This window comes from Streptomyces sp. NPDC058157, from assembly GCF_042884105.1.
Classification (GTDB): Bacteria; Actinomycetota; Actinomycetes; order Streptomycetales; family Streptomycetaceae; genus Streptomyces.
Map to the genome: position 1 here is coordinate 1 of NZ_JBHVUQ010000005.1, position 13105 is coordinate 13105.

Below are 13105 nucleotides of genomic sequence, written 5' to 3' on the forward strand. Positions count from 1 at the left end.
TGCCCGGTGCGACCGTCCCCGCGCCCCCGGCGGACGCGACCGCGCCGCGGCGGCTGCGCCGGGCCGTGCCCGAGGACCTCAGGCCCGGGCCAGGAGCATGCCGCCCATCGTGACCATGGTCGCGGCCACCAGCCCGTCCAGCACCCGCCAGGCACCCGGCTTCGCGAGCAGCCCGCTCAGCAGCCGGGCCCCGTAGCCGAGGGTGGAGAACCAGGTCAGGCTGGCCAGGCCGGCCCCGATGCCGAAGGCCCAGCGCAGGTCCCCCCGGTCGGCGGCGAGCGAGCCGAGCAGCAGGACGGTGTCCAGGTAGACGTGCGGGTTGAGCCAGGTCATCGCCAGGCAGGTCAGCACGGCCGCGCGGGCCGACCCGGAGGCGCCCCCGCCGGCGGTCAGGGCCGCGCCCGGGACCGGGCGCAGCACCCGGCGCGCCGCGAGGACCCCGTAGCAGATCAGGAAGCCGCCACCGGCGATGCCCACGGCCGTCAGGGCGGCCGGCCAGGCCGTGACGAAGGCGCCGACCCCGGCCACGCCGAGGGCGATCAGGACCGCGTCGGACACGGCGCAGATGGCGACCACCCACAGCACGGCGTGCCGGCGCGCGCCCTGCCGGAGCACGAAGGCGTTCTGCGCGCCGATGGCGACGATGAGGGAGAGGCCGGTGCCGAAGCCGGCCAGGAGCGCTGCGGTGATGCCGTTGTTCATGCCTCCGACCGTAGGCAGCGCACCAGCCTCAGTACAGCTAAAGATTTTTACGTACCCTTAGCGTTCGTGATGGATGAGCTTCCCCTGGACCAGGTGCGGACCCTGCTCGCGGTCGTCGACGAGGGCACCTTCGACGCGGCCGCCGCCGCCCTGCACGTGACGCCCTCCGCCGTCAGCCAGCGGGTCAAGGCCCTCGAACAGCGCACCGGCCGGGTCCTGCTGATGCGCACCAAGCCGGTGCGCGCCACCGAGTCCGGCGAGGTGGTGGTCCGCTTCGCCCGCCAGCTCGCCCGGCTGGAGCGCGACGCCCGGGCCGAGCTGGGCATGGGCACGGCCGACGGGCAGGGGCCGGTCCGCCTCCCCATCGCCGTGAACGCGGACTCGCTGGCCACCTGGTTCCTCCCCGTGCTGAGCCGGGTCCCGCAGGAGCCGCCCGTCTGCTTCGAGCTGTACCGCGAGGACGAGTCCCACACCACGGCCCTGCTGCGCGAGGGCCAGGTGATGGCGGCCGTCACCTCCTCGCCGGACCCGGTGGCCGGCTGCACCGCGAGCGCCCTCGGGCTCGCCCGCTACCTGCCGGTGGCCGCCCCCGGCTTCGCGGCCCGCCACCTCACCGGGGACCCGGCGGTGGACCTGCGCACCGCGCCGACCATCGTCTTCGACCGCCGCGACGACCTCCAGGACGCCTTCGTCCGCTCGCTCACCGGCGACGGGACCGGCGCCTCGCCCGTCCGCCACCGGGTGCCGACCTCGGAGGGCTTCCGCGACGCGGTGGCCGCCGGACTCGGCTGGGGCCTGGTGCCCGAGCCGCAGGCCGGGCCGCTGCTGCGCGCCGGGGCGCTCGTCCGGCTGACGCCGGGGCGGACGCTGGACGTCCCGCTGTACTGGCAGCAGTGGAAGCTGGACTCGCCCGCCCTGGCGGCGGTGGCCCTGCTGGTCGCCGAGACCGCCCGCGCGGCCCTCCTGCCCCCGGGCCGGCCGGGCCCGCGGGGGGACGGCGCCGGCGACCGGCCGCGCTGACCGCCCCGGGTCCGGGCGCGCCCGGGATGAGGGCCGGCCGCGGCCGTCGTCTACTGGGAGGGACGGGCGTACGCCGACCGACTGCCGGGGAGCACCGGGATGAGGAAGATCACCGCAGAGCTGTTCGTATCCCTCGACGGCGTGGTGGAGTCGCCGCACGAATGGCACTTCCCCTACTTCAACGACGAGATGGGCGCCGCCGTCGAGGCGGTCGTCGGCACGGCCGACACCCTGCTGCTCGGCCGCCGGACCTACGAGAGCTTCGCCGGGGCCTGGCCGGAGCGCGAGGCCGCGGGCGGCGAGGACGCGGCCTTCGCCAAGCGGCTCGGCGACACGCGCAAGGTCGTGGTCTCGCACGGCACCCCCGACCTCGGCTGGCGCAACGCCGAGCTGCTGCGCGGCGGCCTCGTCGAGGGCGTGCGGGCCCTCAAGGGCGAGCCGGGCGACGGCCGCATCGCGGTCAGCGGCTCGGTCTCCGTGGTCCGCGGACTGCTGGCCGCGGGCGAACTCGACCGGCTGCACCTGCTGGTGCACCCCCTGGTCGTCGGCCGGGGCATGCGGCTGTTCGCCGACGACGGGCCCCCGATCCCGCTGCGGCTGGTCTCCAGCGAGACCTTCGAGACCGGGGTCCTGAACCTCTTCTACGCCCCCGCCACCGGCCCCGGCAGCGCCACGTACGAGGACGCCAAGGCCCATCTGCCGCGCGAGGACGCCGGATGAACCGGCTCCGCCGACCCGGTGAACCCTGACGTGATCATGCCTCTACGCTTGGGCCCGGCAGGCCGTCGACGGACGGCCGGTGAGGGAACGGGGGGCGGGCTGTGCCGGTGCCATCGGAGCAGGCGAACGACGGGGAGCTCGTCGGCAGGGCACTCGGGGGGCGCTACCGGGTGACCTCGGTGGTCGGCCGCGGTGGCATGGGCGTGGTCGCGAAGGCCGTCGACGAGGTCCTCGGCCGGGAGGTCGCCGTCAAGCTGCTGCGGGCCTACACCGACGCCGCCCCCGCCGAACTGGCCGACCTGCGCACCCGGATGCGGCGGGAGGCCCAGGCCGCCGCCCGGATCCGGCACACGGGCGTGGTCACCGTGCACGACGTGACGGAGGACCAGGGGCTCCCGGTCATCGTGATGGAACTCGTCGACGGGCCCTCGCTCGACGCGGTCGTCGCACGGCGCGGTGCGCTGGACCCCTACGAGGCCGCCGCGATCGGCGCGAAGCTGATGGACGCCCTCGACGCCGCCCACCGGGCCGGGGTCCTGCACCGGGACGTCAAGCCGGGCAACGTGCTGCTGGAGCGGGGCGGCCGGGTCGTCCTCACCGACTTCGGCATCGCCAGTATGCAGAACCCGGACGACGAGGAGCTCGCGAAGCTGACCCGCAGCGGCGAGATCGTCGGCTCGCTGGACTACCTCCCGCCGGAGCGCGCCCAGGGCCGGGAGCCCGGCCCCGCCTCGGACATCTGGTCGCTCGGGATGACCCTGTACGCGGCGGTGGAGGGCGTCTCGCCGTTCCGCCGGACCTCGGTGTGGTCGACGCTGTCCGCGATCGTCGCCGAACCCCTGCCCGAGGCCCGGCGGGCGGGCCCGCTGGGGCCGGTGCTTCAGGCGCTGATGGCGAAGGACCCGGAATCCCGCCCGACCGCCGACCAGGCCCGGACCCTCCTGGAAACGGTGGCCGCCGGGGCCGGCACCACGGCCCCCACCACGCACCAGCCCGGCCCCGCCGCACCCGGCACACCCGGTGTGGCCGTTCCGGTCGCAGGCCCTGCGCTGCCCGGCGGGACCGTCGAGCCGGGGGCGTACCCGCTGCAGCCCCCTGCGGCCGTGCCGCCGGGGCGGGACGGTGCGGCCAGCCGGCCCGTCGGGCCGGGGGCGTACCCCGGGCAGCCGGCTGCGGCTACGCCGCCGGGCGGGGATGGTGCGGGTGCCCAGCCCGGCCAGTCGGGCGGGGTCGTGCCGCCGGGCCCGGGGCACGGGGGCGGCGGGGCCCTCCAGCCGGGCGCGCCGGTGGCCGTGTACCCCGGGCAGCCGGCTGCGGCCGTGCCGCCGGGCCGGGATGGTGCGGCTGCCCAGCCCTCCCAGCCGGGTGGGGTCGTGCATCCGGGGGCGTACCCCGGGCAGCCCCCAGTGGCCGTGCCGCCGGCCCCGGGTGGTGTGGGCGGTGGGTCCCTCCAGCCGGGCGCGGCCGGTGTTCCGGGCCCGGGCCCGGGCGGGGTGCAGCCGTCGGCCGGGTTCGGGCCGACGGCCACGGCCCCGATGGCGGTCGCGCCGCCGCCGTTCGGTGCCGGGTCCGCCGGAGGGTCCTTCGCCGGGCCCGGCGGCCCGGCCCTCCCTGCCTCCGGCGCCGGGGCGCCGGCCGGGTTCGGGCCGCCGCACCCGGGTGCTGGTGGATCGTTTCCGCAGCAGCCCCACACCCCGTCCCCCTACGCCCCGTTCCCCGCGCCGGGCGTCCCGCAGGGCGGCCCCGCGGGGTCGCCGCCCGCAGCCGTCGGCGTGCCCGGGGGCCGGGGCCGGGGCCGGGCCCGGGGTCGGATCGTGGTCGCCGCCGCCGTGGCCGCCGTACTCGCCGCCGGAGGCGTCACCTACGCCCTGACCTCCGGAGGAGGAGGCGGCGGCAAGAAGGCCCGTACCAGCGCTGTGCCCCCGGCCTCCGCCCCCGCCTCCACGGCCCCGGGCGACCCGCCCGCCGCCGCGAGCCCCGGCCCGTCCCCCTCTCCGACCCGCACCGGCCCGTCCGCCTCGGCCTCGAAGAAGTCCACCGCCTCGCCCTCCGCGTCGGGGTCCCCGTCCGCCGCCGCCAAACCGGGCCCCACCCCGACGGGCTGCGCCGGCTGGACCCACGAGGACCCCAAGCCCGGCACCTACGGCTACATATCCGGCGACCACCACCTCCTGGCCGCGCCCTACCAGCAGTGCGCCCAGGGCAGCCTGGTCAAGAGCGGGACCAAGCTCTGGTACCACTGCTACGTCGTCAACTCGTACGGCAACCAGTGGACGTTCGTCCGCGTGGACGGCACCAACCAGACCGGCTGGCTCTACAACCGCGACCTCACCGGCCAGAAGGGATCCTCCCCCGCCTGTTAGGACCCCGCCGGGCCCCCGCCTAAGCTGCGCGCATGGAGTCCTACACCATCGGCCAGGCGGCCCGGCTGCTCGGCGTCAGCGTCGACACGGCCCGCCGCTGGGCCGACGCCGAGCGCTTCCCCACCCGCCGCGAGGGCACCCGCCGGATGGTGGACGGCCCGGACCTGGCCGCGTTCTGCGTCGAGGCGGCGCAGGAGGGGGCCGACGGCGAGGAGCCGTACACCTCGGCGCGCAACGCCTTCCCCGGCATCGTCACCGGCGTCAAGCTCGGCACCGTCGACGCCCAGGTCGAGATCCAGGCCGGCCCGCACCGCATCGTCTCCCTGCTCACCCGGGAGGCCGTGGAGGAACTGGGCCTGGAGGTGGGCTCGCGGGCCACGGCGCGGGTGAAGTCGACCAGCGTCTTCGTCGATCGCGCCTGACCTGGCGGCGGGCCCCGCTGCGCCACGGTGGCAGACTGGCCGCTGATCCGCCGAAGGGAAGTACCCCGTTGTCCATGTTCAGCAACCTGCGCCGGGCCGTGCGCCGCGGCTACCGGCGGGCCGTCGACCTCAGCCACCCGGCCCGCTCGCCGCTCGGCAGCGCCGTGGTCAACTGCGTGGTCTACCAGGACGGCATCCGCCAGGAGGGCTGCGGCGAGGTCGAGGAGGCGCTGCGCCGGGTCCGCAAGACGGGCGAGGGCTTCGTCTGGATAGGCCTGCACGAGCCCTCCCAACTGGAGCTCGCCGGACTCGCGGAGCTGCTCGGGCTGCACCCGCTGGCCGTCGAGGACGCCGTCCACGCCCACCAGCGGCCCAAGGTGGAGCGCTACGACGACACCCTCTTCGCGGTGTTCAAGACCGTCCGCTACGTCGAGCACGAGGAGCTGACGGCGACCAGCGAGGTGGTGGAGACCGGCGAGCTGATGGCCTTCGTCGGCGAGGACTTCGTCATCACGATCCGGCACGGCGGCCACGGCACCCTCGGTCCCGTCCGCGAGGCCTTGGAGGCCGAGCCGGAGCAGCTGGCGAAGGGTCCGGCGGCCGTGCTGCACGCCATGGCGGACCATGTCGTCGACGACTACGTCGCCGTCACGGACGCGGTGCAGAGCGACATGGACGCCGTGGAGACGGCCGTCTTCAGCGAGCACGGCGGACGCGGCGACGCGGGCCGGATCTACCAGCTCAAGCGCGAACTCCTCGAACTGCGGCGGGCGGTGGCCCCGCTGGGGCGGCCGCTGGAACAGCTGGCCACGCAGCCGATACCGGTGATCCCGCCGGAGGTCCGGGCGTACTTCCGGGACGTCGCCGACCACCTGACGCGGGCGACCGAGCAGATCGCCGCGTACGACGGGCTCCTCGACTCGATCCTCCAGGCGCACCTGGCGCAGGTGACGGTCGCGCAGAACGAGGACATGCGCAAGATCACGGCATGGGCGGCGATCGTGGCGGTGCCGACGATGGTGTGCGGGGTGTACGGGATGAACTTCGACCACATGCCGGAGCTCCACTGGACGTACGGCTACCCGCTGGTCCTCGCCGTCATGGCGGTGGCCTGCTGGGTCATCCACCGGGGCTTCCGCCGCAACGGCTGGCTCTGAGCCCGCCGGGCCCGTCCGCCCGGCCCGCGAAATCGATGGCGTGAAACAGCCCCGTCCGGATTAGGGTCCGGCTGTCGGAAGACGGATCGGATCGGCGTCGCGAACGGGTGGGTCAGGCATGACGGAACGGGCAGCGGTGGAACGGGCAGTGGCGGAACCGGCGACGGCGGAACGCATACCGGCGGAACGTACGACGGCGGAACGGATACCGGCGGACCGCGCGTCGGCGGACCGCGTGACGGGGGAGCTCACCGGTCGGCGGGTACGGCTGGAGCCGCTGGACCACCGGCACCACGACGGGCTCTGCGAGGCGATCCGGGACGGGAGCCTCTGGGAGCTCGCGGTGACCCTCGTCCCGCACCCCGACGACGTGCGCGGCTTCATCACCGACGCCGTCGCGGGGCGGGCGGCGGGCACGGAGCTCGCGTACGCGACGGTGGACCTGGCCACCGGCCGGATCGCCGGCTCGACCCGGCTGATGAAGATCGACACCGCCCACCGGCGGCTGGAGATCGGCTGGACCTTCCTCGGCCGGAGCTGGCAGCGCACCGGCGTGAACGCCGAGGCCAAGCTCCTGATGCTCACCCACGCGTTCGAGGAGCTCGGGATGAACCGGGTCGAGCTGCTCACCGACGTGCGCAACGCCGCCTCCCGCGCCGCCATCGCCCGCCTCGGCGCGACGCAGGAGGGGATCCTGCGCCGGCACATGGTGATGCGGGACGGTCATGTGCGCGACACGGTGGTCTTCTCGCTGACCCGCCCCGAATGGCCCGCGGCGAAGCAGGCCCTGCGCGAGCGTCCGGCGGTCCGCCGGGAGGGCTGAGCCGGGCCCGGACGGGCTGATTCCGGACAGGTGCGCTCCAGGGGTGTCCTCCGTTTCCCGTATCTGGTAGGAAAGTTTCCTAACGGAACAGGGAAGGCTCAACCCCCCTACGGAGGCCTCGTGTTCGCCCCTCGTCGCACCACCCTGGCCATCGGCGCCGTCCTCGGCGCCACCCTCCTCACGCTCCCGGCGGCCGCTCAGGCGGCGCCCGCCGCCCCCGCCCCGGCCCCGGCGGCCACCCCCGCCCGCGCGGCCGCCGGACTGGACGACCCGGCGAAGAAGGACATCGCCATGCAGATCGTCTCCAGCGCCGAGAACTCCTCCCTCGACTGGAAGGCGCAGTACAAGTACATCGAGGACATAGGCGACGGCCGCGGCTACACCGCCGGCATCATCGGCTTCTGCTCCGGCACCGGGGACATGCTCGACCTCGTCGAGTACTACACCCAGGTCAAGCCCGGGAACGTGCTCGCCAAGTACCTCCCGGCCCTGCGCAAGGTCAACGGCACCGACTCCCACAGCGGCCTGGACCCCAACTTCACCAAGGACTGGGCCAAAGCCGCGCAGGACACCGAGTTCAAGAAGGCCCAGGACCACGAGCGCGACCGCGTCTACTTCGACCCCGCCGTCAAGCAGGGCAAGTCCGACGGCGTGGGCACCCTCGGCCAGTTCGCCTACTACGACGCCATCGTGATGCACGGCGACGGCGGCGACGCGACCAGCTTCCGCAACATCCGCAAGCGCGCCCTGTCCAAGGCCAAGCCCCCGGCCCAGGGCGGCAACGAGACCGCCTGGCTGAACGCCTTCCTCGACGCCCGGGTCTGGGCGATGAAGCAGGAGGAGGCCCACAGCGACACCAGCCGCGTCGACACCGCCCAGCGGGTCTTCCTCAGGAAGGGCAACCTCAACCTGAACACCCCGCTTGACTGGAAGGTGTACGGGGACTCGTACCACATCGGCTGACCCGGGACCGCTGAGCAGCCCAACTCCCTTTGAAACCAGGGATGCTGGCTTTATTCGGTTGGCTCGAAGTGGCTTGAGGGCGGCACCCCGAGGGCATAACCCCGGCCGGCCCCGTTTTTCAGGGGAGGGGCCGCAGGTTCCGTCCCAAGGGGGGACTCGTGAACTACTACCTCGACGTCATCAAGCGGTACGCCGACTTCCAGGGCCGGGCCCGCCGCCAGGAGTACTGGATGTTCCTCCTCTGGAACATCCCGATCGTGATCGTCCTGACGATCCTGGACTACGCGCTCGGCAGCTACCCGGTCATCACGTGGATCTACACCCTCGCCGTGTTCCTCCCGTCCCTGGGGGTCTCGGTCCGCCGGCTGCACGACACCGGGAAGTCCGGATGGTGGTACCTGATCAGCTTCATCCCCTTCATCGGGTTCATCTGGATGATCATCCTGATGGCCACCGAGGGTGACGCCGGACCGAACGCGTACGGCCCCAGCCCCAAGCAGATCGCGGCCTGATCCGCCCCCGGGCGGACCGCACCTCCCAGCGCCGTCACCGGCCGTCGCGGCCGGTGACGGCGCTCGCGCGTGCCCGGAGGTGACACGCGTCTCGCTCGGGTTGCGGCAGGGGGCTGTCCTGACCGGGCCGATCACGAGATATCTTGATGTCGAGCAATGTTGCAGACGAGAGACGCAGACTGTGGAGCGGAGCATCCGGTGACTGACTCGACCATCATCTACACGCACACTGACGAGGCCCCGGCCCTCGCGACGTATTCCTTCCTGCCCGTGGTGCAGGCGTACGCGTCGACGGCCGGTGTGAATGTCGAGACCCGTGACATCTCCCTGGCCGGTCGGATCATCGCCGTGTTCCCCGAGTACCTCGAGGAGGGGCAGCGCATCGCCGACGCCCTCGCCGAGCTCGGCGAGCTGGCGAAGACCCCCGAGGCCAACATCATCAAGCTGCCCAACATCTCGGCCTCGATCCCGCAGCTGAAGGCCGCGATCGCCGAGCTCCAGGGCCAGGGCTACGCCCTTCCGGACTACCCGGACGACCCGAAGTCGGACGAGGAGCGCGAGATCCGCGCCCGCTACGACAAGGTCAAGGGCAGCGCCGTCAACCCGGTCCTGCGCGAGGGCAACTCCGACCGCCGCGCCCCCGCCTCGGTGAAGAACTACGCCAAGGCCCACCCGCACCGCATGGGCGCCTGGACCCCCGAGTCGAAGACGACCGTCGCCACCATGGGCGAGAACGACTTCCGCTCCACCGAGAAGTCCGCCGTCGTCACCGAGGCCGGCACCCTGCGCATCGAGCACGTCGCCGCCGACGGCGCCGTCACCGTCCTGCGCGAGTCCGTTCCGGTCCTCGCCGGTGAGGTCGTGGACGCCTCCGTCATGCACGTCGACGCGCTGCGCACCTTCCTCAACGACCAGATCGAGCGTGCCAAGGCCGAGGGCGTCCTGTTCTCCGTGCACCTCAAGGCCACGATGATGAAGGTCTCCGACCCGATCATCTTCGGCCACGTGGTCCGCGCCTTCCTCCCGAAGACCTTCGCCCGCTACGGCGAGACCCTGGCCGCCGCCGGCCTGTCCCCGAACGACGGCCTCGGCACCATCCTGAACGGCCTGGGCGCCCTCGCCGACGGCGACGCGATCAAGGCCTCGATCGACGCCGAGATCGCCGAGGGCCCGGCCCTCGCCATGGTCGACTCCGACAAGGGCATCACCAACCTGCACGTGCCGTCCGACGTCATCGTCGACGCCTCGATGCCGGCCATGATCCGCACCTCCGGCCACATGTGGGGCCCGGACGGCGCCGAGGCCGACACCCTCGCCGTCCTCCCGGACAGCAGCTACGCCGGCGTCTACCAGGCCGTCGTCGAGGACTGCCGCGCCCACGGCGCGTTCGACCCGTCCACCATGGGCTCGGTGCCGAACGTCGGCCTCATGGCCCAGAAGGCCGAGGAGTACGGCAGCCACGACAAGACCTTCGAGATCGCCGCCGCGGGCACCGTCCGCGTCGTCGACGCCGCGGGCAACGCGGTCATCGAGCAGGAGGTCGCGGCCGGCGACATCTTCCGCGCCTGCCAGACCAAGGACCTGCCCATCCAGGACTGGGTCAAGCTCGCCGTCACCCGCGCCCGCGCCACCGGCGCCCCGGCCGTCTTCTGGCTCGACGAGAACCGCGCCCACGACGCGCAGCTGATCGCCAAGGTCAAGACCTACCTGGCCGAGCACGACACCGACGGTCTCACCATCGAGATCCTCTCCCCGGTCGAGGCCACGAAGTTCTCCCTGGAGCGCATCCGCCGCGGCGAGGACACCATCTCGGTGACCGGCAACGTGCTGCGCGACTACCTGACCGACCTCTTCCCGATCCTGGAGCTGGGCACCAGCGCCAAGATGCTGTCGGTCGTCCCGCTGATGGCGGGCGGCGGCCTCTTCGAGACGGGCGCCGGCGGCTCCGCCCCGAAGCACGTCCAGCAGCTGGTCAAGGAGAACTACCTGCGCTGGGACTCGCTCGGCGAGTTCTTCGCGCTGGCCGCCTCCTTCGAGCACCTCTCCACCACCACGGGCAACGCCCGCGCCCAGGTGCTGGCCGACACCCTCGACCGCGCCACCGGCACCTTCCTCAACGAGGACAAGTCGCCGACCCGTCGCCTCGGCGGCATCGACAACCGCGGCAGCCACTTCTACCTCGCCCTCTACTGGGCGCAGGAGCTGGCGGGCCAGAGCGACGACGCCCAGCTGGCCGCGGCCTTCGAGCCGCTCGCCAAGACGCTGGCCGAGCAGGAGGAGGCCATCGTCTCCGAGCTCGTCGCCGTCCAGGGCTCCCCGGCCGAGATCGGCGGCTACTACCAGCCCGACCCGGCCAAGGCCGAGGCCGTGATGCGTCCCTCCGCGACGCTGAACCAGGCGCTCGCGATCCTGGGCTAGCAGAGGTACGGGTCCGGCTCAGAGTCGGTGGACGCGGCCCTCGCCGACGGCCAGGGGGTGGCGGCCCGCCGCCAGGATCCGCAGTCCGGGCGCCACGGCGAGCAGCCGCCGCAGCCAGGCCAGGGCCTCGGGGGAGAGCCGGTCGCTGTCGTCCAGGACCAGCAGCATGTCCCGTTCGGCCAGCCAGGACGCGGCGTCCGCGGTCCCGCAGGGCAGGAAGGGCATACCCGGCAGGCAGCCCAGCGCGGTCACGAGCTCGCGCACGCCGCCGTCCCCGGACACGGAGACCACCGAGGCGCCGTCGCAGAAGTTGGACGAGATCCGCCGCGCGATGTCCCGGACCAGCAGGCCGCGCGGTTCGCGGAAGCGGCCCGTGACGGTCAGCACCCGGCCCCGGCGCACGGCGGTGAGCAGGACCGACAGCTCGGTCGACGTGGCCGGTAAGGTCCCGGCCGTCCCGTCGGACCGTGCGGGTCTGGAATCCCCCATCATCACGATGCCCCCCATCGCATGCGTGACCGGTGCGGCAGCTGGGATGGTTCGAGCCGCGTGACGACGATTATGCGCCACTTCACGCGGATGACTAGGGGAATGTCGTATTCCGTGACCGTGGGTTCAGGTCCGGGGTTCAGCCGATGCCCTGCCGGTCCGGCCGGAGGGCGAACGCCGCGCGCCGCGGGCTCGCCGCCGTGGTGTGGACGGCCTCTTCCAGCAGGTCCCGGTGGCGCCGCACCGGCTCGCGCCGGTCGGGCGGGGCGAGCCGTTCCAGATCGTCCAGGCAGGCCGCGATGCGCCGGGTGATCTGCGCCGAACCGATCCCGTAGTCCCGTACCTCGGTGAGGGCCAGGTCCAGCAGTTCCGGCCAGCTCGGCAGGGTCTCCACCAGCCGCACCGCGCCGTCCGCGTCCCGGTGGTACGCCCGCCCCAGGGGCTGGCGGGCGAAGGCGGTCAGCAGCACCTGGATCCGGTCCAGGGCCTGTACCGCCGTCGTCGGGTCGTTGACCGCGGGGGACAGGGCGCGGGAGGCGATGTCGGCGAGCTGGCGGATCCCGAAGGCCAGGTCCTGCTCGGTGGTCCGCTCCACACCCAGCTCCAGGGCCGCCTGGAGGTCCGCGTCGGCCGGCGCCGGCCCGCCCGCGACCCGGAACAGGGGGGTGTGCGGCACCAGGTAGTCCCCGATCCGGGGGACGAGGTGCAGCACGAGCCCGTCCCGTCCGGCGAGCGCCACCAGCCGCGGCACGTCCACGGCCTGGAGCACGCCGGGCCGCCAGACGTGCCCGACCGCCGGGCCTCCCGGGTCCGGGACGGCGTCCCCGGCGTCCCCGGTCTCCCCGGCGCCCCCCGCCGCGCCGCGCGCGGGCCCGGCGCTGTCCCGGATCAGCCGCAGGCTCTCCTGACACACCCGGTCCATCACGTAGGTGACCCGCATCAGCCGGATGGTGGAGTGCACGTAGACGACGAACAGGACGAGGCTCAGCAGCAGGAACCCCATGGCGAGCGAGGCGCCCAGGTAGGGCACGACGGAGTCGCCGTCGTCGGCGGAGGAGCCGTACTCCTTCTGCACGCGCAGGGTGTACAGGAACGTGCACAGGAAGGTGCCCAGGGTCAGCTTCGTGACCCGGCTCTCCACGTAGATGCGCAGCACCCGCGGCGAGAACTGGCCCGCCGCCATCTGGAGCGCGACCAGGGTGATCGAGAAGACCACGCCGATGAACGTCAGCATCGCCGAGCTGACCGCCGCCACCGCCGTCTTGGCCGCCGACCCGAAGTCCGCGGCCGTGCGCAGGAACCACAGGCCGGAGAGGTCCACATCGGTCCAGCGGGCGTCCAGGTCATGGATGAACGCGTCCGCCCGGACCACGACCGTGGCCAGCACCCAGCCGATCAGCAGGCCCGCGAACGGCACGAAGAGGAAGGAGTTGCGCATGCGTTTGCGCAGCCTCGGGAGCACCCCACGGCGGCGCCGCACCACGGTCATCGGCATGCACGCCAAATTAGCCCCGGC

General features: G+C 73.4%; 12 protein-coding genes. 9 read left to right on the forward strand and 3 right to left on the reverse strand.

The window, feature by feature from the left end:
- Positions 1-78: 78 nt before the first annotated feature.
- Complete coding sequence (locus ACFVXK_RS02295; protein ID WP_389609559.1) at positions 79-702, reverse strand: LysE/ArgO family amino acid transporter; 624 nt, start codon at positions 700-702, stop codon at positions 79-81.
- 69 nt (positions 703-771) lie between these two features.
- Between ACFVXK_RS02295 and ACFVXK_RS02300 the strand changes: the two genes are divergently transcribed.
- The 9 genes from ACFVXK_RS02300 to ACFVXK_RS02340 all read left to right on the forward strand — a co-directional run bounded on the left by ACFVXK_RS02300 (position 772) and on the right by ACFVXK_RS02340 (position 11100).
- Positions 772-1722, forward strand: a complete 951-nt coding sequence (locus ACFVXK_RS02300) for a LysR family transcriptional regulator ArgP (protein WP_389609561.1) — start codon at positions 772-774, stop codon at positions 1720-1722.
- 99 nt (positions 1723-1821) lie between these two features.
- Positions 1822-2442, forward strand: a complete 621-nt coding sequence (locus ACFVXK_RS02305) for a dihydrofolate reductase family protein (RefSeq protein ID WP_389609563.1) — start codon at positions 1822-1824, stop codon at positions 2440-2442.
- Between the two features lie 107 nt (positions 2443-2549).
- Positions 2550-4805 carry a protein kinase gene (locus ACFVXK_RS02310; RefSeq protein ID WP_389609564.1) on the forward strand — a complete coding sequence of 752 codons (2256 nt, stop codon included), beginning with the start codon at positions 2550-2552 and terminating at the stop codon, positions 4803-4805.
- A 32-nt stretch (positions 4806-4837) separates the two neighbouring features.
- The gene (locus tag ACFVXK_RS02315) at positions 4838-5227 is read left to right on the forward strand and encodes a molybdopterin-binding protein (protein WP_389609565.1); all 390 of its coding nucleotides are present in this window, start codon (positions 4838-4840) and stop codon (positions 5225-5227) included.
- Positions 5228-5301: 74 nt separating this feature from the next.
- Entirely contained in the window at positions 5302-6384 is a 1083-nt protein-coding gene (gene corA / locus ACFVXK_RS02320) for a magnesium/cobalt transporter CorA (RefSeq protein ID WP_389609566.1), read from the forward strand.
- Positions 6385-6502: 118 nt separating this feature from the next.
- Positions 6503-7207: a GNAT family N-acetyltransferase gene (locus ACFVXK_RS02325; RefSeq protein WP_389609568.1), complete on the forward strand. Its 705-nt coding sequence runs from the start codon at positions 6503-6505 to the stop codon at positions 7205-7207.
- A 120-nt stretch (positions 7208-7327) separates the two neighbouring features.
- Positions 7328-8170, forward strand: a complete 843-nt coding sequence (locus ACFVXK_RS02330; protein ID WP_389609570.1) for a chitosanase — start codon at positions 7328-7330, stop codon at positions 8168-8170.
- Positions 8171-8328: 158 nt separating this feature from the next.
- Complete coding sequence (locus ACFVXK_RS02335) at positions 8329-8682, forward strand: DUF805 domain-containing protein (protein ID WP_389609572.1); 354 nt, start codon at positions 8329-8331, stop codon at positions 8680-8682.
- Positions 8683-8880: 198 nt separating this feature from the next.
- Positions 8881-11100, forward strand: a complete 2220-nt coding sequence (locus ACFVXK_RS02340; RefSeq protein ID WP_389609574.1) for an NADP-dependent isocitrate dehydrogenase — start codon at positions 8881-8883, stop codon at positions 11098-11100.
- Between the two features lie 18 nt (positions 11101-11118).
- Here ACFVXK_RS02340 and ACFVXK_RS02345 read toward each other — a convergent pair whose 3' ends face one another.
- Both ACFVXK_RS02345 and ACFVXK_RS02350 read right to left on the reverse strand, forming a co-directional pair.
- On the reverse strand, positions 11119-11589 hold the full coding sequence (locus tag ACFVXK_RS02345; protein WP_389609575.1) for a hypothetical protein: 471 nt from the start codon (positions 11587-11589) through the stop codon (positions 11119-11121).
- 139 nt (positions 11590-11728) lie between these two features.
- A complete protein-coding gene (locus ACFVXK_RS02350) occupies positions 11729-13084 on the reverse strand; it encodes a DUF2254 domain-containing protein (RefSeq protein WP_389609577.1) in 1356 nt (451 codons plus the stop codon).
- Positions 13085-13105 lie beyond the last annotated feature (21 nt).